23 protein-coding genes and 5 tRNA genes are annotated in these 23,023 nt (G+C 44.2%); 2 read left to right on the forward strand and 26 right to left on the reverse strand.

The window, feature by feature from the left end:
- Positions 1-308: 308 nt before the first annotated feature.
- From DC094_RS08820 to DC094_RS08905, 18 genes are all read right to left on the reverse strand, one after another.
- Positions 309-384, reverse strand: a tRNA-Lys gene (locus tag DC094_RS08820).
- A gap of 40 nt (positions 385-424) precedes the next feature.
- Positions 425-500 (reverse strand) — tRNA-Lys (locus tag DC094_RS08825).
- Between the two features lie 40 nt (positions 501-540).
- Positions 541-616: transfer RNA gene (locus DC094_RS08830), tRNA-Lys, on the reverse strand.
- A gap of 42 nt (positions 617-658) precedes the next feature.
- A tRNA-Lys gene (locus DC094_RS08835) sits at positions 659-734 on the reverse strand.
- A 40-nt stretch (positions 735-774) separates the two neighbouring features.
- Positions 775-850, reverse strand: a tRNA-Lys gene (locus DC094_RS08840).
- Between the two features lie 196 nt (positions 851-1,046).
- Complete coding sequence (ybgF, locus tag DC094_RS08845; protein ID WP_116686777.1) at positions 1,047-1,976, reverse strand: tol-pal system protein YbgF; 930 nt, start codon at positions 1,974-1,976, stop codon at positions 1,047-1,049.
- Positions 1,976-2,566 (reverse strand): peptidoglycan-associated lipoprotein Pal, encoded by a 591-nt coding sequence (gene pal, locus DC094_RS08850; protein ID WP_116686778.1) that lies wholly within the window; start codon positions 2,564-2,566, stop codon positions 1,976-1,978. Before pal ends, ybgF begins: the two co-directional genes overlap by 1 nt.
- A 38-nt stretch (positions 2,567-2,604) precedes the next feature.
- Positions 2,605-3,966: a Tol-Pal system beta propeller repeat protein TolB gene (gene tolB / locus DC094_RS08855; protein WP_116686779.1), complete on the reverse strand. Its 1,362-nt coding sequence runs from the start codon at positions 3,964-3,966 to the stop codon at positions 2,605-2,607.
- 3 nt (positions 3,967-3,969) lie between these two features.
- Positions 3,970-5,007 (reverse strand): cell envelope integrity protein TolA, encoded by a 1,038-nt coding sequence (gene tolA / locus DC094_RS08860; RefSeq protein WP_158527272.1) that lies wholly within the window; start codon positions 5,005-5,007, stop codon positions 3,970-3,972.
- 7 nt (positions 5,008-5,014) lie between these two features.
- A complete protein-coding gene (gene tolR, locus DC094_RS08865; RefSeq protein WP_116686781.1) occupies positions 5,015-5,440 on the reverse strand; it encodes a protein TolR in 426 nt (141 codons plus the stop codon).
- An 8-nt stretch (positions 5,441-5,448) separates the two neighbouring features.
- Positions 5,449-6,141 (reverse strand): protein TolQ, encoded by a 693-nt coding sequence (tolQ, locus tag DC094_RS08870; protein WP_116686782.1) that lies wholly within the window; start codon positions 6,139-6,141, stop codon positions 5,449-5,451.
- Entirely contained in the window at positions 6,138-6,563 is a 426-nt protein-coding gene (gene ybgC / locus DC094_RS08875) for a tol-pal system-associated acyl-CoA thioesterase (protein WP_116686783.1), read from the reverse strand. Before ybgC ends, tolQ begins: the two co-directional genes overlap by 4 nt.
- A gap of 2 nt (positions 6,564-6,565) precedes the next feature.
- The gene (gene ruvB, locus DC094_RS08880; protein WP_116686784.1) at positions 6,566-7,639 is read right to left on the reverse strand and encodes a Holliday junction branch migration DNA helicase RuvB; all 1,074 of its coding nucleotides are present in this window, start codon (positions 7,637-7,639) and stop codon (positions 6,566-6,568) included.
- Position 7,640: 1 nt separating this feature from the next.
- On the reverse strand, positions 7,641-8,279 hold the full coding sequence (gene ruvA / locus DC094_RS08885) for a Holliday junction branch migration protein RuvA (RefSeq protein ID WP_116686785.1): 639 nt from the start codon (positions 8,277-8,279) through the stop codon (positions 7,641-7,643).
- Positions 8,276-8,830, reverse strand: a complete 555-nt coding sequence (gene ruvC / locus DC094_RS08890) for a crossover junction endodeoxyribonuclease RuvC (RefSeq protein ID WP_116686786.1) — start codon at positions 8,828-8,830, stop codon at positions 8,276-8,278. The genes ruvA and ruvC overlap by 4 nt, the downstream gene beginning before the upstream one ends.
- Before the next feature lie 73 nt (positions 8,831-8,903).
- Complete coding sequence (locus DC094_RS08895) at positions 8,904-9,644, reverse strand: YebC/PmpR family DNA-binding transcriptional regulator (RefSeq protein ID WP_116686787.1); 741 nt, start codon at positions 9,642-9,644, stop codon at positions 8,904-8,906.
- Positions 9,645-9,897: 253 nt separating this feature from the next.
- Positions 9,898-11,679, reverse strand: coding sequence for an aspartate--tRNA ligase (gene aspS / locus DC094_RS08900; protein ID WP_116686788.1), 1,782 nt, complete (start codon positions 11,677-11,679; stop codon positions 9,898-9,900).
- A 56-nt stretch (positions 11,680-11,735) separates the two neighbouring features.
- Positions 11,736-11,963 carry an FmdB family zinc ribbon protein gene (locus DC094_RS08905; RefSeq protein ID WP_116686789.1) on the reverse strand — a complete coding sequence of 76 codons (228 nt, stop codon included), beginning with the start codon at positions 11,961-11,963 and terminating at the stop codon, positions 11,736-11,738.
- A gap of 217 nt (positions 11,964-12,180) precedes the next feature.
- Between DC094_RS08905 and DC094_RS08910 the strand changes: the two genes are divergently transcribed.
- Entirely contained in the window at positions 12,181-12,822 is a 642-nt protein-coding gene (locus DC094_RS08910; protein WP_116686790.1) for a hypothetical protein, read from the forward strand.
- A gap of 166 nt (positions 12,823-12,988) precedes the next feature.
- Here DC094_RS08910 and DC094_RS08915 read toward each other — a convergent pair whose 3' ends face one another.
- The 3 genes from DC094_RS08915 to DC094_RS08925 all read right to left on the reverse strand — a co-directional run bounded on the left by DC094_RS08915 (position 12,989) and on the right by DC094_RS08925 (position 14,628).
- Complete coding sequence (locus tag DC094_RS08915) at positions 12,989-13,366, reverse strand: hypothetical protein (protein WP_116686791.1); 378 nt, start codon at positions 13,364-13,366, stop codon at positions 12,989-12,991.
- 83 nt (positions 13,367-13,449) lie between these two features.
- A complete protein-coding gene (locus DC094_RS08920) occupies positions 13,450-13,893 on the reverse strand; it encodes an FAD synthase family protein (RefSeq protein ID WP_116686792.1) in 444 nt (147 codons plus the stop codon).
- Between the two features lie 81 nt (positions 13,894-13,974).
- Positions 13,975-14,628, reverse strand: coding sequence for a CDP-alcohol phosphatidyltransferase family protein (locus DC094_RS08925; RefSeq protein ID WP_116686793.1), 654 nt, complete (start codon positions 14,626-14,628; stop codon positions 13,975-13,977).
- Between the two features lie 1,097 nt (positions 14,629-15,725).
- Here DC094_RS08925 and DC094_RS08930 point away from each other — a divergent pair.
- Complete coding sequence (locus tag DC094_RS08930) at positions 15,726-16,733, forward strand: receptor L domain-containing protein (protein ID WP_116686794.1); 1,008 nt, start codon at positions 15,726-15,728, stop codon at positions 16,731-16,733.
- Between the two features lie 540 nt (positions 16,734-17,273).
- Here the strand turns inward: DC094_RS08930 and DC094_RS08935 are convergent.
- The 5 genes from DC094_RS08935 to DC094_RS08955 form a co-directional block, all read right to left on the reverse strand.
- Entirely contained in the window at positions 17,274-17,561 is a 288-nt protein-coding gene (locus DC094_RS08935; RefSeq protein ID WP_116686795.1) for a BMC domain-containing protein, read from the reverse strand.
- 288 nt (positions 17,562-17,849) lie between these two features.
- Positions 17,850-18,794: a choline TMA-lyase-activating enzyme gene (cutD, locus tag DC094_RS08940; protein WP_178030889.1), complete on the reverse strand. Its 945-nt coding sequence runs from the start codon at positions 18,792-18,794 to the stop codon at positions 17,850-17,852.
- A 142-nt stretch (positions 18,795-18,936) separates the two neighbouring features.
- Complete coding sequence (cutC, locus tag DC094_RS08945; protein ID WP_206605619.1) at positions 18,937-21,507, reverse strand: choline trimethylamine-lyase; 2,571 nt, start codon at positions 21,505-21,507, stop codon at positions 18,937-18,939.
- 358 nt (positions 21,508-21,865) lie between these two features.
- Entirely contained in the window at positions 21,866-22,171 is a 306-nt protein-coding gene (locus DC094_RS08950; RefSeq protein WP_116686796.1) for a BMC domain-containing protein, read from the reverse strand.
- Positions 22,172-22,174: 3 nt separating this feature from the next.
- Positions 22,175-22,504 (reverse strand): BMC domain-containing protein, encoded by a 330-nt coding sequence (locus DC094_RS08955; protein WP_439650631.1) that lies wholly within the window; start codon positions 22,502-22,504, stop codon positions 22,175-22,177.
- Between the last annotated feature and the right edge of the window lie 519 nt (positions 22,505-23,023).

Here is a 23,023-nt window from a genome sequence, read left to right on the forward strand (position 1 = left end):
CAAACTCTTCAATTTAAAAATTGAGGTGATCAATCTGGCCAATCTTGAACACAAGCATAAGCTTGATATTCTTTCATGGTCACTTGATCGGTGCGCTAGATAAATCCCGTAAGAATAAATTCTTAAGGGAAGCATCAAATCGACTTTTGATTGTCGACCGTCACCTGCAAGTGTCCACACAAATTGCATGAATGATAAGTTGTTAAAGAGCCAACTCAGCGGGCTGCGCTGAGCGAGTAGGCTGCGCATTCTACTGCGCTGCTCCGTAATGTCAACAACTAATTTTATGTAGCTGCTACATGATAAAGTGGTGGGTCGTGAAGGATTCGAACCTTCGACCAATTGGTTAAAAGCCAACTGCTCTACCAACTGAGCTAACGACCCATACTTTTTAACAAGAGAGTAAACTCAACTTGCTTTAAACTGGTGGGGCGTGAAGGATTCGAACCTTCGACCAATTGGTTAAAAGCCAACTGCTCTACCAACTGAGCTAACGCCCCGCACTCACTGACAAGCGAGAAAACTCAACTTGCTGTAAACTGGTGGGTCGTGAAGGATTCGAACCTTCGACCAATTGGTTAAAAGCCAACTGCTCTACCAACTGAGCTAACGACCCTACTAACACAAGCGAGGCAAACGGCCTTGCTTATCTTCAAACTGGTGGGGCGTGAAGGATTCGAACCTTCGACCAATTGGTTAAAAGCCAACTGCTCTACCAACTGAGCTAACGCCCCAAAAAAACCAGATCATAAATAGATCTAGTTTTTTGGTAACTGGTGGGTCGTGAAGGATTCGAACCTTCGACCAATTGGTTAAAAGCCAACTGCTCTACCAACTGAGCTAACGACCCCGAAACAGCGGGGGCATATATTATCCGCATTACTTCAAATAGCAATAGGCAAAGTGCGGGAGAATTGATTTTTTGATCTAATACACTATCGGCAGATCATCAGCAGTTGATTGCATATAGCAACACACAGCAGTGACAAGCACCTAACCTCATGATCAGATAAAAGATTCACTTTTTAGATACGAAACTGCCTCGATTAACGAGGCAGCTTTCGAAGATGTTGCTTGGCGAGTCGAGCCGCCGAAGATTCCGGATAACGGGCAACAACTTGATTAAATAATTTTGCTGCCTGGTCGGTTTGCTTCAGGTCGATCTTAACAATCGCAAGTTTCAACATTGAGTCGGCAGCCTTGGGATGATCAGCGTGCTGCGTTAGCACAGACTGATAAGCCACTTCTGCTTCAGACAACTGCCGATTAAGGTAAAAAATCTGCCCCTGCCAATAATAGGCATTAGCACGAAACTCACCGAGCGGAAATTGCTGCAAATAACTATCGAGAGCACTCAGCGCTTCGCCATACTTGCCATCATTGACCAACTGATAGGCTTTATCGTAAGCCGCGCGATCACCCGTCGCCGCAACTGACGGCGATACAATAGTTGCTATCGGATTGGCTATTGGTGCTAACGGCGATACCGCAGTCGATGGAATCTCTACTGGAGATAAAGTGCCTGATGATGTCGCAACATGACCACCTGAGACCTGTCCTCGCAGCTGCGTCAATCGCTGATCAAGATCTTTAAATAGATCCCGCTGGCGTTGCTCTAACCGCTGAACCTTGTACTGCTGCTCATCCAAAGCACCTTGTAGCTGAGAAACTTCATTACGAATTGCAGAAACCTGACGCAATAGATCTAACTGCCCTCTGGCTTGCAGCTGGCGCTCGACGTTGCCGATACGATCTTCGAGCGTCAATACAACAACCGGCTGGCGAACTGGCACAGCAGCTTGTACTGGCGGCGTTACCTCGGTCCGGTTAGCTGATGATTGAGATCCAGATTGAATCACCTTGCCATCAGGGTAAATAGGAAAACCCTTACCTGAAGGTGGCGTTGGATAATTCTGCTGCGCCAGTAGCGAACTACTGGCAACTAACAGAACAAGCGGAAGAAGAGCCCGATTCATTATTCGTAAACCAGCTCTACGCGACGATTCTTAGCCCATGCAGATGCATCGTGACCACGAGTCGCCGGTCTTTCTTCACCAAAACTTACTAAATCCAACTGACCTGCGCCTGCACCATATAGCTGCAGCACTTGCTTAACTGCTTTGGCACGACGCTCACCCAAACCAATATTGTATTCGCGAGTACCACGTTCATCGGCATAGCCTTCAACGCGCATGTGCGCATTTGGGTTATTAACTAAAAACCGACCGTGTGCAGCCAAAGCAGCTACGTCTTCATCAGAAACGTCGTAGCCATCAAAGCTGAAATAATAAACGCGACGTTGGCGTAATGCTTTTTCTTCTTCAAATTGTTGTTGCGCCTGAAGCTGTGCTTCACGCTGTGCAGCATTTGCCTGTGCAACCTGGGCACTATCACCCTGATCTGCGCCTGGCGTTTGCTCACCTGAAGAAACGGTTTCAGATGACGTGGTACCGCTTACAATTTCCTGCCCGCTATCAGCGGTTTGGATGTTGTCTTTGGTGCCAGTACATGCAGCCAAAGTGAACAGCGGCAAACAAATCAATGCCGTTTTCCAGTTCATTGCCATTTCAGAGAACTCCTTCTACTTGGTCTAGTAATCATTCATCAATTCAAAAAAGGAGACCAGGCGGGATCTCTTACCTCACCACTGGCTGCAGGAAGTTTTAACTTCACCCTGCCGTCAATGGATACAGCCCCCAAAACCCCCTGATCACCATCCTGCGCCGCGTAAATGACCATGCTATTATTTGGCGCCAAACTCGGTGATTCATCCAACAATGTCTCGGTCAGAATATCTAGATAACCTGTCCGAAGATCCAAAGTTGCAATGTTAAAGTCTTGCTTATGGCGATGGACCATGATCAGTCTTTTGCCATCTGAAGTGAAACTTGCTCGCGCATTATACCGTCCTTCAAATGTCAGTCTTTTGACTTGACGAGTATCAAGACTGTAACGGTATATTTGCGGCCCACCACCTCGATCTGAAGTAAAAATAATCGAACGACCGTCAGGCGCCCACTTCGCTTCAGTATCAATCCCCCAATGGCGGGTGATTCGCTTCAACTTACCGGTTGTCAACTCTAAAATATAGATTTCAGGATTACCATCCTTTGAAAGGGTAAGTGCTAAAAACTTACCATCAGGTGACCAGGATGGTGCACCATTGATACCTGGAGTTGCACTGACCTTACGGCGTTTTCCGGTATAAATCTCTTGCACAATAACTGAAGCACGATGACCGTCAAACGAGACATATGCAAGCTTTTCTCCGTCAGGCGACCAGGAAGGCGACATTAGCGGCAAATCACTCTTCCATAAATCCAGCGCACGCTCACCATCAGCGTCTGACATAACAAGAGTAAACTCTTGTTCATTTAACGCGCTGGTTCTGACATTAATATAAGCAAGCTTGGTCTGGAATGCGCCCTGCTCACCAATCAATTGTTGATAAATCCGATCAGAAAAATAATGCGCCACATTACGCAAATCTTGATCGCGAATAGTAATGGTTGGTGTTTGTGCGTCCAACAAAGCCTTGCGGCTCTCTACCTCAACCAATTCACCATTAGTAACTTCTTGCTTGGATTGGTCGGAACCTCGATAAACATCAATCAGCTGGTAAGAAACTTGGTATGTCAGATCGGGAGATTGGCTAATGACACCGGTGACCACTGCATCGACACCAAATTTACGCCACTTTTCAAAGTTGACTTGACGAACATCGCTTGGCAGCTCTGGCAGATTGTCCTGTATCACTCGAAAACGACCACTACGATGCAAATCTGCGGCCACAATTTTCGATAGATCTTCAGGCGGCGTTAAAGTTGGCCCTTGCCATTTGAACGGCACCACCGCAATTGGAAATGCACCATCAACACCCTGGGTGATTTCAATTACCAATCCTTGTGAAAACACTACCGAGGGTAAAAAGCTCAAGGCAAGCAAAAAGCCTTTTAGTAATCTCATATGCTATTGCTTTCCATTTGGATTAAAGACAAAAGTAAATTCTCGAAACTGTTCCGCTACATCTTCATCTTCTGGCAAGGGAAGGTCCCCCATTTTACGCACAGCGATTTCTGCTGAAAGGTCATAGGCTGCAACACCAATCGACTGAATCACTTCCACGGACAGGATCGTTCCATTGGCCGAAGCACGTATTTTCAGGTGTACTTCACCATCCTCCGGCCAATCTGGAGGCTTAACCCAGAGTTTCTGCATTCTGGCGCGAATTTTATCGGTTGTGAAATCGACGGCAGCAGCGACTTCACGCTGCCTTTGGCGATTTTTTAGTTTAGCTTGCTCTTCTTCTCGCTGTTTGCGCTCAAGATCAAGATCTTGCTGGATTTGCTGCTTAATCCGATCTTGTTCTAACTCTTTTTGGCGATCTTCAGCTTCTTTACGCTTCTTTTCAGCTTCAAGTTTGCGCTTTTCTTCGGCTATCCGTTGACGTTCAGCCTCGGCTTTTTTAACTTCTTCAGCTTTACGTTGTTTTTCAGCTTCAGCACGTTTTTGTTCAGCGACCGCTTTACGTTTTTCTTCAACCTTGCGCTGCTTCTCGGCTTCTTTGCGTTTTACATCTGCTTGGGCTTGTTTCTTTTCAGCCAGCTTGCGTTGCTCTTGAGCCTGCAAACGCTTTTTATCTTCAAGCTTGCGTTCTTTTTCAGCAGTCGCCTTACGCTTTTCTTCTACTTTGCGTTTTTTCTCGGCTTCTTTTAAACGGCGCTCTTCACGCTTGCGATTTTCAGATGCTTTGCGTGCGCTATCATCTAATTTTTTTTGCCTGTCGACTTCTTGCTGTCGTTTTTTGGCAGCTTGATCTAACAACTGCTGCCTGATGGCATCAACCTTACTGGCATCAACAACTACCGCCTGAACGACTTCAACTTTCTTTGCCTTTGGTTGCGCCAGCGTCTCAATTGAAAAATCGGTTTGCCAGAAAACCAGCGTGCCCAAACCCAGATGCAATAAAACGGAACCAATAATTGATAACAGATAATTCGAATTCACTACGACCTCAATTTTCCTGCGACTCAGTCATTAACCCCACCGACTTAGCACCACCGGCCTGCAACAAAGTCATTAAGCGAACCACCTGTCCATAGCCAACTGACTCGTCACCACGGACCATTACTGGCCGCAGAGGATTAATCGAAAGTTCTGCATTAACATACGTTGGAATATCAATTTCCTTAATCGGCGCCTTGCCATCCTGCCAAAAATTCAGGTAGTAAGTACCATCAGCATCCACAGTAGCAATAATCGGATTCTCAGAATCAGAATCTAGTGCCTCGGCATCGGCTGAAGGAAGCTCGACCATTACACCTTGAGTCAATAATGGTGCAGTCACCATAAAGATAATAAGCAATACCAGCATGACATCTATGTAGGGAACCACATTGATTTCTGCCACCGGGCGAAAGCTTTTATTCGGTTGTGCCATAGCTAACCTCAGGCCGCAGTTTCAGGGCGCGCATGCGCCTGACGATGCAAAATACCGGAAAACTCTTCCATAAAAGTGTCATAGCGACCAGCCACTTTATTGGCGTTATTAGCAAAGCGGTTATAAGCCACCACCGCAGGAATTGCCGCAAATAGACCCATCGCCGTAGCAACTAGCGCCTCTGCAATACCTGGTGCAACCATCGCTAGCGTTGCCTGCTGGACTGACCCCAGTGCAATAAAGGAATGCATAATTCCCCACACCGTGCCAAAAAGCCCAACATAAGGACTGGTAGAACCCACAGTTGCTAGAAAATTTAAATGATTTTCAAGTTTTTCATTTTCTCGGTTAAGTGTTACTCGCATCGCTCGATGGGTGCCTTCCATGACCATCGATGAATCCATATTGGCTTGCTTACGTAACCGAATAAATTCTTTAAAACCAGAATGAAAAATTTTCTCGACACCACTAGCGTCAGCAATCCGGCCATTAACTTCGGTGTATAAACGACTGAGATCGATGCCTGACCAAAATTTATCTTCGAACTGCTCCATCCCTGAGATGGTTTTTCTGAAATAACTAAAGCGGGCAAAAATCATGCTCCAACAAACTAGCGAAGCAATTGCCAACAACAGCATAATTGCTTGAACCAGCAAACTAGCATCTATAAACAAGCTGAGAATTGAAATCTCTGAGTTCACCTTACATCTTCTCCATATTGATTAAAGGCATCACGAATTTGTTGTGGCAAAGCAGCCGGACGAAACGTGATCGCATCGACACATACCAGACCAATAGTTGCCGTTACGCAAGCCTGGCCACCTTCAGCACGAACTACCTGATCTAGCGTTAAACTGGCTCTGCCTACAGCTGCCGGAGATACTTCAACTCGCAACATTTCACTTAAGCGCGCCGGGCGTAAATATTCTAAATTAGAACTGCGCACTACAAACACTACGCCAAGATCAGCAGACACTTGTTCTAAGCAAAAGCCAAGATCTCTGATCCATTCGCTGCGCGCACGTTCCATAAACTTGAGATAATTGGCGTGATAAACCACACCACCCGCATCGGTATCTTCGTAATACACACGAACCGGCCAGCTAAATACTGCAGCAGACATAATTACGCATCTCCATCATTCGGTTGGTCCAGCCCCAAATATTGCCAAGCATGGCGAGTCGCCATCCTGCCACGTGGGGTTCTCATTATGTAACCTTGCTGAATTAAATAAGGTTCGAGCACATCTTCGATGGTATCTCTTTCTTCACCAATCGCTGCAGCCAAATTATCTAATCCCACTGGACCACCATCGAATTTTTCAATGATCGTTTTCAGTAGTCGACGATCTTGCTGATCAAAACCACAACGGTCGACATCTAACATTTTAAGTGCCGCATCCGCTATTTCTCCAGTAATTCTGCCATCACTTTTTACTTCGGCATAATCTCGTACCCGGCGTAACAAACGATTGGCAATACGCGGCGTTCCCCGTGAACGGCGGGCAATTTCATTTGCGCCCTCAGCGTCCATCGGCAAGCCTAAAATACCAGCGGAACGTGTCACGATTGAGGATAAATCAGCAACATTATAAAACTCCAGCCGCTGAACAATGCCAAATCGGTCACGTAATGGCGAAGTCAGCAAGCCTGCTCGAGTTGTTGCACCTACTAGGGTAAATGGTGGTAAATCGAGTTTTATCGAACGGGCAGCCGGGCCTTCACCGATCATAATATCGATCTGGTAATCTTCCATCGCCGGATAAAGCACTTCTTCCACCACCGGACTTAATCGATGAATTTCATCGATAAACAGCACCGAATTTGGCTCAAGATTGGTCAGAATTGCTGCAACATCACCGGCCTTTTCCAATACTGGGCCGGAGGTTTGTTTCATCTCCACCCCCATCTCATTAGCCAGAATATTGGCCAAAGTGGTCTTGCCCAAACCCGGCGGCCCAAAGATTAGCGTGTGATCCAGTGGTTCATTTCTGGCGCGAGCCGCCTGAACAAAAATACCTAGCTGCTCACTGGCCGAGGGCTGGCCGACATAGTCTGCTAATAGTTTGGGACGAATCGCACGATCTTGAGCTTCTTCTGGCCCCAGTGTTTCAGCAGTAATGATTCTTGGTTCAGCCCCTGATTGAGTGCGAGGTTCTGGCTGAATCTTTACCGATAGCTGATCCTGCTCGATCGCCATATTATCTTCTCATCATTTGCTTAAGCGCTAATTTAATCAGCGCGGCGCTATCTAGATCATCTGTAATATCAATCTGACTAGCTGCGGCACGAATCGATTTATCTGCGTCTTTTTCTTTATAACCCAACGCAATTAGTCCGCTAATCGCTTCTTGCGTTGCAAACGCTAGGTTATCTGCTCCCTTGCCAACACCATCATGTAGCGGCAACAAGTCATCAGCACTTGAGTTAATTTGCCAAGCCTTAAGCCGGTCAACCATCTCAACCATTAAGCGTTGGGCAGTTTTCTTGCCAATGCCGGGAACTCGCTCCAGCATCGCAATATCGTTATTACGCACCGAGCGAACAAAATCGTCGCCATCTAATGCAGATAAAATCGCTAAGCCTAATTTTGGCCCTACACCGCTGACTTTAATCAGAGTGCGAAACAACTGGCGATCTTTTTCTTTTAAAAACCCAAACAGTGACTGGTCATCTTCACGCACCGACATATGGGTCCATAAAATAACTTCCTGACCCAGCTTTGGCATACCTGCACAGGTACCTAAAGGCGCTTGAATTTCATAACCGATACCGGCTGCTTCGAGCATGATCATCGGTGGGCGATTGATTAATAAAACGCCGCGAATTCTTCCTATCAAAGAGGCTTCTCCAATTTTCTCCAGCCCATTCTGCCACGGCGATATCCTTTGGATGTTCCCGCTGGGCCTGTACCTGCCGAACCTCTGGCATGACCATGGCAAATTGCCACGGCTAATGCATCGGCTGCATCTTCTTGCGGTGTGCCATTTAACGTCAACAATCGGCACACCATATGCTGCACCTGAATTTTATCAGCCGCGCCGTAACCTACTACAGACTGCTTAACCTGGCGTGCCGAGTATTCTGAAACATCGACACCTTTGGTGACGACTGCGGCAATCGCTGCACCTCGTGCTTGGCCAAGCTTCAATGCCGAGCCTGCCGAAGCGTGCATAAATACTTGTTCAATCGCCATTTCATCGGGTTGGTAAGTGTCCACCAACTCAGCCAATGATTCGGCAATTTCTTTTATGCGTAAGGGCAAAGGCAACTGCCCAATACGAATGCAGCCGCTTGCAACATATGCAAAGCGGCTGCCAGTCATATCGACGATTCCATAACCCGTAATCCGAGATCCCGGATCAATTCCGAGAATACGTATTTTTTTCATTCACTACCTCCACAGCCGTTCCATTGCCCAAGATTGTCAGCCTTCCCGGCTGTTAGGTAGTGAATAAAAAACATCACAGGTTTTCCATCACCTCATCGGGGATGTCTGCGTTGGTGTAAACCTCTTGAACATCATCAAGATCTTCAAGACGATCGACCATTCGCATTAATTTTTCTGCTGCTTCTGCGTCCAGTGTGGTTTGCATTGAAGCCACCATAGTTAGCTCAGCTTGCTGATATTCAATACCCGCTGCTTTTAACGCATCTTGTGTCGCGTGGAAATTTTCCCGGTCGGTGGTCACCATCACGGTGCCATCATCCTGGGTTTCTACGTCATCGGCACCGGCTTCCAAAGCGATATCCATAATCGCATCTTCATCACCGTTTTCAATTACGATCATTCCTTTGCGATCAAACAAATAAGCGACCGAGCCTTCAGTACCTAAATTGCCACCCGCTTTAGAAAAAGTAGTGCGAATTTCGGCCACGGTACGATTACGGTTGTCGCTCAAGCATTCCACATAAACGGCAATGCCTTTTACGCCGTAACCTTCATAAATGATGGTTTCCATGTCTTTGCCATCATTACCACCGACACCACGTGCTACGGCACGATTGACGGTATCGCGAGTCATGTTGGCACCCAGCGCTTTTTGCACCACATCGCGCAAGCGAGGATTTGCATCAACATCATCGCCGCCCATTTGGGCTGCAACGGTGATTTCACGAATCAGTTTGGTAAAGATCTTACCGCGCTTGGCATCTTGAGACGCCTTGCGATGTTTGATATTGGCCCACTTACTGTGACCTGCCATATCGCAATCCTCTTTTTACCGGACAAAAACACGGTAAAATTTTATTGAATCTCAAATTAAATCAGCTTTAGCAGTAAAGCTGTATTGAAGTAGGTTTGGTAAGCCAAAGGCGCAACCAGTCAATTTTATTTACAGTTTATGTCTGATTTCGCTTACAGCTCATCAAACCTACCTCTAGCAAATTTTCGCAACCTACCAAGAAAAAGGCTCCACAGCCGACTCATTACAAGTCAGCTGCAGAGCCTCATTTTGATCAGGCTTGATCGCTTTCTTTCTTACGCAGACGAATATTCAATTCACGCAATTGGCGAGTATCCACAACACCCGGTGCAGCTGTCATAGGACAAGCAGCAGACTGAGTTTTAGGGAAGGCCATCACTTCACGGATTGAGTCTGACTTGGTCATCAGCATTACCAGTCGATCCAGACCGAATGCCAAACCACCATGCGGTGGCGCACCGAACTGCAATGCGTCCAACAGGAAGCCAAACTTCTCTTGAGCTTCTTCTTCAGAAATGCCCAACAGACGGAATACACATTCCTGCAGCTGCTGATCGTGAATACGGATGGAACCGCCACCCAACTCAACACCGTTTAGAACCATGTCGTAAGCGTTAGAAATCGCTTCACCAGGGTTTGCAGTCAATGCCGCAGGATCGGTATTAACTGGCGCAGTGAATGGATGGTGAATTGCATGCCAGCCAGCATCCGTTTCTTCAAACATTGGGAAGTCGACCACCCATAAAGGTGCCCACTCTTTTTCCAACATGTCTAGATCTTCGCCCAGCTTGCAACGCAATGCGCCTAAAGCTTCGCAAACCACACTAAAGCTGTCTGCGCCGAAGAAAATCATATCGCCGTTTTCAGCACCGGTACGATCCAAAATGCTCTGGCGAACAGTTTCTGGCAGGAACTTAACGATTGGCGACTGCAGACCTTTTTCCAAATCCGACTTGTCGTTAACCTTAATGTACGCCAGACCCTTTGCGCCGTAGATACCAACAAACTTGGTGTAGGCATCAATTTGCTTACGGGAAATTTTGTCGTTAGCGCCAGGTACTTTCAGTGCTGCAACGCGACCCTTAGGATCGTTAGCAGGGCCAGAGAATACTTTAAAGTCTACGTCTTTCAGCAGGTCGTCAATGTCGACCAATTCCATGCTGATTCGCATGTCCGGCTTATCAGAACCAAAACGACGCATCGCTTCAGCGTATGGCATTTGCTGGAATTTCTCAGGCATTTCAACGCCCATTAAATCCTTGAACATGCCACGAATCAAATTCTCGGTCACTTCCATAATCTGGTCTTGAGACATAAATGAAGTCTCAATATCCAGTTGGGTGAATTCTGGCTGACGATCCGCACGCAAGTCTTCATCGCGGAAGCACTTAACGATTTGGTAATAACGGTCAAAACCAGAAACCATCAACAACTGCTTGAACAGCTGAGGTGACTGAGGCAATGCAAAGAAGCTACCGGCGTGGGTACGGCTAGGTACCAAATAATCACGCGCACCTTCAGGCGTTGCACGGGTCAGAACTGGAGTTTCGATATCCAGGAAACCGTTGTCTTCCATATACCGGCGCATGTAACCGGTGATCTTGGAGCGGAATACCAGCTTTTGCTGCATTTCCGGACGACGCAGGTCCATATAGCGATAACGCAGACGAGTGTCTTCACCCACTTCTGAGTAATTATCTAACGGGAATGGAGGCGTTTTAGATTTATTAAGAACCGTCAAGCCAGTGCCTAACACTTCGACTTCACCGGTAGCCATTTTTGGGTTAATTGCAGCCGCACCACGCAGTCGCACCCGGCCTTCCACTTGAATTACAAATTCATTGCGAAGGCTTTCTGCCAAATTAAAGATCTCGGCGCGATCTGGATCGAATACCACCTGAACGATGCCATCTCGGTCGCGCAGATCAACAAAAATAACACCACCGTGATCACGGCGACGATGAACCCAGCCGCACAATTTGACAGTTTGACCGTCGTTGGAAGCGTCGAGCGCTCCACAATAAACACTTCGCATGATTTGTCCCGTCTCAAAAACTATTTATTACTGGGCGCAACGTGCACCACTTTTAATTACTCGGCGCCAGATGGCGAATCGCCGGCAAGATTCTTCTTCTTGCCGCTTTTAAAGTCAGTCTCGTACCAGCCACTGCCACTTAGGCGAAAGCCTGAAGCGGAAATTTTCTTTCGCAGCTCTGGCTTGCCACATTCAGGGCAGTCAGTCAGCTTAGGATCTGACATCTTCTGCATGGCTTCAAAGTCATGGCCGCAAGAATTGCAGCCGTATTCATATATCGGCATTCATCTCTCCCAACTGAGTCGCAGATGGTGCAAATCAGCCAGCCAATCAAATACAAGGGCGGGAATTATAAAGACTTGGCGCGATAGCGCCAACGGTTTCCGCCTATCGGGCAATATTGAGCTCTGGTTCACACAATTTAACCCTCGGTTCAGAAGGTTGTAATGAACACTTTTTGCTTGGCTAGCTTTAAAGGAGAGCTAATAAAGGAAGGCAGTTATGCCCCAATCTGAAACTCGCCGCCTAACCCAGCGCAAACCCTTACCCCAATTGGTTTTCATTGTCAGTTTGCTGCTGCTGTCTGCTGCATTTTTATACAGCGCGACCAGCCATGCTAAAAGCCATCAGCTAATTCAACAGCCACCAATTAACCGGCTGTTTGCGCTAGCAGAGCAAGTCGCACTGATCGAAGTCGATACCATGTTCCATCAAGAAGATGACATCGAGACTAGTTGCGATTATCAGTTCAGCGGTCGGTTAGTTGATCCACTAAAAGGCACGATTGGCTCAAAGATACGGTTTCGCAGCAGTCGCCCCCTGATGGAGGGCAATCAATACTACATTTTTCTAGGGAAAAGTGACGCAACACCGGAATGCAAAAGCAGCCTTTCGATGGCCGTTATGTCAGGTGGGCAAGCAGCATGGCCCAGAATTAGCATTAACATCGTCACCCCGTTCAGCTTAAAGCGCAGCACCATTGTAATTGTTGACGGCCTGCACGGCTCAACTCACCAACGGCTCGACCTGCATTTACTGCCCAGCGATGATGATGGCGATAACGGTTTTACCGATGGCGGCAGCAGTTATTGGATTCAAGAAAGCGAGCTCAAGCAAGAATTGTTTCGACTGCAGCAGCCGTAAGTTTGTGCGACGTCAAACATTCGGCGTGAACACCCTCAGCACATAGTGCGAAAATGTGTTGATTTTATAAATAGTGAAAATACCACTTAGTTATTAGTCGCTAGTAGAAATTTTTTTATTAAACGCCTCTAACGTCAAAACCCCAAGTTTAATCCATCACGAAAAACTACAACTTTCGGTATTTAATCGCGTGATGTGTTTCATAATCATGCTCGAAATACATAACAACAGCCATTAATACTAGATTCATGATAATTGCACCCTTGATCACCTGCCGATCTAGCGGTATCACCCAGATAACTAAATCAACCGACAATAACGTCGTTACATTAACAAGCCAGATATGCACCTTTTTCCACATGGAAGGCACTTCAGAAAGCAATACCTTGCAATGCGGACATGCTTTACGAAAACGTTGAAATTTATACCAAGGTTGCTGCTTTGGATAAGCAATATTTAGCAAGTCATCTGGCTTGAATTGCTGGTTGCATGCGGGGCACTGGCTGTTCAGCTTTGAATTACGAACCTTTGAATTACGAGCCATTGCTTTTATTGTTGTAAGTTGGCGTGGCGTTATTATTGATCTTTTCCGCAATTGAATCCAACACCCGATTTCTATTAACACAATTAACCGTTAACTACTTTAAAATTACCCATATTAGAAGATTGCGCCCGAACATTTTGTTTGATAGTTGTCGATGATGTACGGGGATTATAAAGCACTTGCTTTATCTGCTTACCTGCCGACCTTAGATAAGACTCTACCGCAAGGTTATGCGGCTGCTTACCCCAGTCTTCACCTATTACAAAAATATCAGCATTCAGCTCTTTGCAACCCGATACATATTCCAGTTCATCATAAGGGCGCACAATATCAACACAGCGTAATGCTCTTAACATTTCCATTCGCTGCTCTAGCGGAATCACTGGCACATTAGGTTTGTAAGAATTCACCACACGATCTGAAGCAACACCAACAGCTAGCACACCACCCAATGATTTACAGTATTCCAACAGAGCCAAGTGCCCAACATGCAACAAATCAAAAGTACCTACGGTATAAACGATCATATGTTATTTATCCTTATAAAATGATTATTACTGTTATTTTTTTCGATATTTTTATTAAATACAGATTGATTACACAGCTAATTACAGAAGCTTCCAGGCATAAACGCCCGTTATTACAAGAGTATAAAACGCCAACAGATAAACATTTCGTGAATTACCTGAAAGTTTCGGTGTTTTAATTTGAGACACATTCAGCGCAGCTAGCGTGATCGCACTGACGTAGAGAATAATCGAGAAGATTCCAACCGGTAGAATACCTTCTAACAAAAAGATAAAAACCAACAATATATTATTATTATCCAATGCTAACCCGGTATATTTGGCTTCATCAGACAAACCAAAAGTGCTGAAATAACTTAAACGTATTGCACTGGCAGCAAGCACTACAAAAGCAACCGGCAAAAATATTGGATCAAACTTTCCAAAGCTCAACAAAAGCACTGCCGGTGTTACACCATAACTTACAATATCAATAACCAAGTCGAGCTGACCACCAAACACCCGGTCGCTACCGGTACGCCCTTTCATTCTTCGTGCAACTAGCCCATCAGCCCAATCAAAGGCCACCGCCCAAATCATGCCGATCATTGCCGCGTAATAAACGCCGGTAATACTGAAGTAAATCGCCAATATCGTGCAAGCCAGCCCAGCAAGCGAACACATATTCGGCAGATCTTTTACAAAGGAAATAATGGTGGGTTGTAACGTTTGTGCGGGTTCACTCGCTGTGGTCATGGTGCTCCTAGAAGGAATAAGTACAAATTAAAGGTACACCTGTGTCACGCTGGAAAATATTGCACACAGCATCGCACCGCCCAATAGGGCAGAGTTTCGCTAAAATATGGTTCTATTAACAAGATTGAAAAACGCAAACAGCAAGTGTATGGATCTACTCTATTTGCTTACTATTCGAAGCCATTGAAAGTGCGGGCAGACGACAAACGAGCGAAGCCCCACCAGCCTACCGTGGTAACTGATTAGGCTGAACGAGAACAGTAATATTCCGGCATTTTCAAGCATGGAAGGTATAAGCAAACAGGGTCCAATAAGGAGGATAACGGCGCTTTAGCCAATAGGCTCGATAGAGGGAGACTAGCCGACTGACTATACACGTTATTTATGTCAAGCACACCGTCGTTTGTTCTTTGAAACGTAACCAACTGTATAGTAATGCGTTTTCCTACAAAATAGATTGCTTTTTAACAACAGACATAGGGTTGGATTTTGGGCGAGCCGTCCAGCAAGCCTCGCAGATTGGGCGCGTGTTTTTTCTTCTGAAACTTCAGCTTATTCTGACTTTTGATAGATATGAGGCATTAGGGAATGGCCAAAATTAAAAGCAAAGTGTTTTGAATTATCAGCTATTGCAAAAATAAAAAGCGTACTGAAAGGAGGTTATCTGACAATCATGTTTTTATTTAAAATAGCAAGTTTTAAGGCCTCTTTGCAACCAGAAAAACCAGCAATCAAAGCAGCTACCTCGCACGATTTCAATAACTTTACCACAGCCCAATTGTCAGAAAACAGATCCGTCAATCAAAAAAACCGAATGAAAAATAAAATAACGACTATAACCTATTAACATCGAAAATATCATAACATAGATGATACCCAGCACTATAATCAACTATGTTTTTTAATTTTAATATCTAACAACGAAGAGAAAAACAAACCAATCGGTAAGCATTGAGATCTTTACACCACTCTAATCTAGAATTTTATTTATGAACCACTTATTTTTATTTAATTAAAATTTTAAGTATTTATTTTACAAAGATTGGATTTTTACCCCACCTCCCTCCATTTCATCTAGCTGAACTGAAGGCACAAATATGAAAAAAGGAAATGTTATGCTTAAGAACCTAGTAATCGGATTATGCACTCTAGCACTTTTATCATGTGGTGGTGGTAGTGACCCTTTGAGCTTATCAAAATTACAATCTATAGCGGCTGGCAATGTATATAACTCACAATTTACTGGTAATGATTCGAATGGTGCCAGCTATACAGGATCTATCTCTACAGTAAATCGCATACGAACCATGTTCGGTGAGGTGTTAGCAATCCCACAAGATTTAATTATAAGCATTTCAGATGCCAGCACATCAGCATATGATTTAATTGATTTTTTTAAAGTGACGGGAGTTACTGACACCTCTAACAGTATTAACATATCAAATGACGTAGAGGATGATGTACCTTGCCCTGAAAATACATCATATACTTTCACGACCCAAGATGATGTCGATAACTTCGGCCAATATTATTGCAATAAAATCCAAGGTTCATTGACTATAGGCTCCTATAGTCATTTAAGTGAAGGCAACATTTTAAGTAACTTGAATGGGCTGAAAATGATAAAATCTGTTGCAGAGAATTTATCTATTATAAATATTAGGAACTTAACAAACATTGATGCTTTGTCGAATCTCGTATCTGTTGGAGGTAACCTTGATATCAGATACAACCATAATTTAACAAATGTAAATGGCCTTGGTAATTTAGAGTCTATCCATGGTTCACTTACCATTGGAGAGAACCTTTTATTAACTGATATCAAAGGAATTTCTAAAGTTCGAACTATATTTAACAGCCTTACAATATTCGGAAATCCGCAGCTTTATAATTTAGATGGATTGAATGTTAAACATATATATGACCCAATCGATAGATCAAAAATAAGTGTATTTAGTAATGATACGTTGAATGACTGCCCTCAGCTTTGCCCATTAATAGATAATGACACCGAAAACAGCAATGTCATAATTTACCGTAATAGCGGTATTTGCAAAGACAGACAAAGCGTGCTTTCGTTTTGCGCTGATGAGGCGTTACGTTAACTTTTAACATCAATATCATTAATCAAAGGTGTAACTTTCGCTCATTGTAAATTGAATATTTAATGCTTTTAAAAGAAATATAATGCATTGAATTCATTCATAATACTTCTACTGAAATACTATCAGGTTAGCCAGAGGCCTTTGTTCATTCTTAATGCTTGCAACATCCAATGAAATCTTATTAAATTCACCTACATGACTTTAATTTTTTAGATTAAACTAAACACCTCAAAACATATAATAAATCTTTCATGCACTTGATTAATCGAAACAAAACCATGCAGACTTGTCGAAGATTGCACTGAGCAGAGCAGGAAACCGAATATTCTACAGCCATGACCATCCACAGAAAATGGATCTCATAGCCCTGCTTGAAATGACGAGATTCGGAGCAATCTGTTAGCGCTTTTTTGAGAGGGATTCAATCACTGACGACTCAAAATTACAAAAAAACCGCCAATACCTTTTCAGATATTGACGGTTTTTTTTGCTTGTATTTAAACAAGCATCTTCAAGAGTGAATGAATCACTCAAGAGAAATTACACAGTTTTTGACGCGGGTAAAATCACTTCAACTTCGCTATGTGGGCGAGGAATTACGTGTACAGATACCAGTTCACCTACGTGCTCAGCTGCTGCTGCGCCAGCGTCGGTTGCTGCTTTAACTGCACCTACGTCGCCACGAACCATTACGGTTACCAGACCGCCGCCAACCATCTCTTTACCTACCAGAGTGACGTTAGCTGCTTTAACCATTGCATCGGCAGCTTCAATTGCGCCTACCAGACCTTTGGTTTCAATCATACCCAGAGCGTTGGAGATCGACATTTTTATTACTCCTGAACCTATTCAGTGTGACCAGCATGAGCCACTTTTGGTTTAATGTAACGATAGTTAAAAGAAAGCGAGGTGAAATCCTGCTTTCAGTTTGCTGGCTTGCCTTTCGGCCTACCAGCCGGTCTGCGTGCATTTGCTCGATCTTTGCTGTGCGTCGAATGCATCGGTTTATTCAAACCAGCACTACATCCAACACACATCCAGCCACTTGCCCGCTCGGTGTTCAATTAAGGCATTTAAATTAAATCTAATACCTTTTTATTCATTGGCATTCGCTAATTAATTGCGAACCACCCGTATTTCGAAATCAAACGTTCCGAAAAACTTATCTAACTGATCTAATTCTTGATCGCTATAGCCTGGGTTATCGATAATTGGATAATCCCAACCCAGCATTTCGTACTTGGCTTTACCCATCTGGTGATAAGGCAAAACATCAATACGGCGAATGCTGCCATTGCCAGAGCGCTTGGCCAAATCCATTACATATTCAATGGCGCCGGTAATCGCGTCATAGGAATCGTTATGGCCACGAATTAACGGCATACGTATTGCAATATTGGCGTTCAACTCAACCAGTCTTTCTAGGTTGCGTTTAACTGCTTCATTGCCAATACCAAACAATTCTTTGTATTTCACTGTATCGATATGCTTTAAATCGAACAGGAATAAATCGGTATGCGGTGCCAGTATTTCATAATTCGTTAAATCAGTAGAGCCATTGGTTTCAATCGCTGTATTGATCATATTACGCTTGCATTCTGCAAGTAAGCTGGCTGCAAAGTCTGCCTGTAACGTCGCTTCACCACCACTTAAAGTCACGCCGCCACCCGATGCTAAATAGAAGTCATAATCTTGCATGATGGTTTCCATCAATTCAGATACCGTCATTTCCTGACCCATGATTTTCAAGGCACCAGAAATACAGACTTCTTCACACTTGCGACATCCAATACATTCAATGCTGCGGTCAATACCATTGGCTGTGTGAATACCCACTGGGCAAACTTCAACGCAACGCTTGCACTGAACACACTTATCGGCATTAAACATCACCTGATAAGCGCCGCTAATACTTTCTGGATTGGAGCACCATTGGCAACGTAAATTACACCCTTTTAAAAATACCAGGGTACGAATGCCGTCACCGTCATAAATAGAGTATTTCTGAACGTTAAAAATACGCCCAGTTGGCTCCATCTTATCTACTACATTGATATCCATTCGATATCCAATCCTTTTACGGTATTTTTAAAATTCAGAACAAAAATTCAAATCGTAGGTTTGATGCGCTTTTTGCGTAATCAGACATTTACCTGCCTGTCTGATTACGCCTTCGGCTTATCAAACCTACTTTCAGGTTTATTTAGAAACCGTCAATAACGGTACGGCTGATGATTTCATCCTGAACTTCTTTACATAGTTCTACGAAATAAGCGCTGTAACCCGCTACTCGAACAATCAGATCACGATATTTTTCTGGCTCGGCCTGGGCAAGTTTCAGCACTTCGTTATCGATGTAGCTGAACTGCATTTGACCATTACCCATCATCGAAGCAGTTCTTAGCAGGGTAATCAGACCATTTCTTCCTTCAGGCGTATCTAGCAAGCCCTTCAGGAATTTGAAGTTGTGAACCATACCAATGTTCATGGTTTCAACGTTCATTTTACTGACTGATTTAATCACCGAAGTTGGACCATGTTTATCAGCACCCTGAGTTGGGCTGATACCGTCAGATAATGGCTTCCAAGCTTCACGACCATTTGGTGTCGCACCGGTAATTTCACCGATTGGCGTGTTGTTGGAAATTGATAAAGTACCGTGACTCATCTTCGAATAAAGCATGTCGTATTTACGGCATTCTTTTTCAGTCCACTCGGTAATATCTAATGCGAAATCATCGGCGTAATTATCGTCATTACCGTACTTAGGCGCATTCATACAATCACGTTTTAGCTCATCATAGCCTTCGAAGTTGGCTAATAATGCGTCGCGCATCTGCTCTAAGGTGTAGCGCTTGTCTTCAAATACCAGCTTACGAATAGCGGCCATTGAGTCAGCGTAAGTTGCCAAACCAGAGAAGATCAAACCAGGGCCGCAGTTAATCATTGCGCCACCTGCAGATACGTCTTTACCCTGATCCATGCAGCCTTCAACCAGTAATGACATTAAAGGTTTAGGTGCAACGTCACGGTGGACGCGTTGACTAATAACGGTACCCACCGCAGACATTTTAACAATGTGCGCTACTTGGGTTTTAACCGCTTTGTCAAAATCTTCAAAAGTGCGAATTTCATCTAATGGGCCAGTATCAATACCCTGGTAGCTGTCAAAGCACAGCATACGACCACGGTTCAAAATAAATTCGAACACGATTGGCCACTGGGTGTAACCGGTAGAAGTCCACTGATAAATACGGCCTGATTTTTGTGGTTCAACACAGCCCATTAATGCGTAATCGCGCGCATCTTCAAAATCAAAACCTTTTCTCAACATCATTTTGATGTGAGAGTCGTCAAAGTGACAAGCTGGGAAACCCATACCGGCTTTAACAACATCAACGATTTTTTCTAAGTATTTTTGTGGCGATTGGTTATGAATTCGACATGCCAGTGATGGTTGATAAACCTTCACAAAACGCACTGCGTCCATAATCATGTAAGTCAGATCGTTACAAGCATCACCGCCTTCACGCTTCTGGCCACCAATGGTCAGGTTAATAAATGGCTGGTAACCGGCAAAGTATTTTGCACCTAACTCACTAGACATCCACATTAATTCAGCACACTTAATAATAAATGCCTGCATTAATTCTAATGCTTGATCGTTAGAAATTCGGCCAGAATCAATATCTGCCTTAAACATTGGCAAACAATATTGGTCAACACGACCTAAAGATAAACCGGTTTGGTTTTCTTCAACTTCAAACAAAGACTGAACAGTCCAAATAGCCTGCAGTGCTTGTTGGAAAGTTTTTGGTGGATTGGCTGGCGAGTATTCATTGGTCTCAGCGATAGTGATTAATTCAGCACGACGTACTGGATCATTTTCACGGCTGGCCAAAGTTCTCGCATGCTCACCAATACGGCGCGCATAGGCCATAACACCTTCGCAAGTTTCTACTGCTGCTTTATAGAAGTAGATTTTATCGATGTCGCCAGGATTTTGCATGCTCAGCTTGGACAAGTGATCCAATGCATCTTGCTTAATACCATTAAAGCCTTTGGTGAACAGTAATACGTCATAACCTGGGCAAGTATCGCCACCACCATTAACTTGGTGATAAGACAAATCACTTACATAGGTTTCACCGCTGAATTCCCATAAACCTGCTTCACGATATTGCGCTTCACAAACTTCATCCAAAGAACGGCCTTTCCAAAAAGGTACTAATTCTTCACGGATGATTTTTTTATCTTCTTCAGAAATTTCAAACGGGTCTTGAGCACGGGTGCTCATAGTATCCAATTCTTCTTCTACCCAGCGCCATGCGATGTCTGGAGAGAATGCACCGGCACGAGGACGACCACATGGATGACCAACAATTAATTCGTCATCTTGAATCAACAAAGGTGCAGATTCGCAGCAAGCGCGGAAAGCTTTGGCACGTAATAAAATAGTCGGCAGACCAGGATTTGCCTTAGTCACTTCCGTTACAGTACGTGCGCGATAAGTAGATACGCTTGGGCGAATCGTCAAATAATGGTTACGCAGACGCTGCATACGTGGCGTCAGACCTTCCATTACTTCGCCAGTCTCAACTGCTTTGGCCGAAGGTGCCATTTTCTGGCGATCAGCTTCAGGCAGACCATTCAATACTTCTTGAATAATCCGTTTAATGTCAGCTTCACTAACGCCGCCAGTTGAAGACTCAGTTTTAGCGTCAGCGCCAAAACGCTGATCATCGAAAATGCTGGAATTATTTGTAGTGCTCATGTGAAATGTAGCCCGTTAAATGTATTCGATTCATCAGATGCATGACTTTTAATGTGTTCTTTTCAAATAACATTTTTAATGGTGCTATTTGAAAAGTGTGTAACGCACTTTTAAAGCCACACTCCCCGACCTGAAGATAACGCCTATTGCCGACAACTAGTGAAAACTAGAATTTAATCAGCGGCGATATCAACTGTCTGAATTTTTCTTTAACCCAACATCTGATAGCGACAGACAAAGATTAAAAATTACTTTTTTTCACCCATTAATATTGGGGAACGATCTGCTCTAAGTTTTGGCTGCTTGAATTGCAGCCCGCTCTTAACTGGTTTTCAGCTATCCAAAGAAAAGATATGGTTTATGCAGGTAAAAGACTCTTCAGCGCATAGCGCTTTGTAATTTTGGCTAAATCTGGATGCGGAGACGGAATAACGACCGAACTGTAAACTTCGCCACCCATTGCTTTTATTGCTGCAACACCCGATTCAACCGCTGCCTGACATGCAGATACGTCGCCTTGAATTAATACCGAGATATAGCCAGAAGCCACGTTCTCGTACCCAACCAATTCAACATCGGCTGTTTTCATCATGGCGTCCGCTGCTTCAAGCACATAAACAAGGCCAAAGGCTTCTAATAATCCTAACGCGCGAGCTCTAGACATGATCTACTCCACATCGATGTCGTGACAGGACACAATATCGCCAACACCGGGGATTGGACGTGCCATCACATTCTGGGCGGTAAGTGTGCCAATAGAAGCGGCGGCTTTCGCACCCACTTCAACAGCTGCGCTCACTGCGGCTACATCCCCTTTCACCATCACGGTCACTAGGGTAGAACCAATGTTTTCATATGAAATAAGCTCTACATCAGCAGCTTTTAGCATCATGTCGCTCGCATACAGCGCAGGCACCATCCCTACTGTTTCGATAAGACCAAGTGCATTTTCGCCGTAATAACGCATGCGCATATTCTCCTTGAACTGCTGACTCACCTTTATTTCCACGCAGCGATCGTGAAAGGTTGGGAACAACATCAATTGAAATTTTTTCTCGTGATATTAAAATTAAAAATGAATTTGAAAAGCATCAAATGTGCGCCCAACACTTCATTTAAATCCCCCGATTCGTCAACAAATGACGAAGGGGCGTATCAATGCGAAAAATAGGCCGCTAGTTTCCTTTATCAGCTTTGTTTTTTTACTGACCCGCATCACTGAGATTACTTAAATGACGTTAATTTATTTAAGCGCCCCTTGATCTCGGCCAAAGTTTGTTACTACAACAAATTACAACCACTTATATTGATCGACTTCTTTTATCATCAAAACAACAAGTTGCAAACAAAACATCTACTCACGTCAATTATTCTACCGGCGATGTTTCTTATTTTTGACACTCTAAAAAAACTAACAACTGCAGGTGATAGTTAAACTTCAGCAGCTAAAAACACGACAGCTTTTGTCATAAATCAATTAAACATCCAGCACCTCAACAATTACAGCAACCTACAA

It is taken from the genome of Pelagibaculum spongiae, assembly GCF_003097315.1.
Classification (GTDB): domain Bacteria; phylum Pseudomonadota; class Gammaproteobacteria; order Enterobacterales; family Pelagibaculaceae; genus Pelagibaculum; species Pelagibaculum spongiae.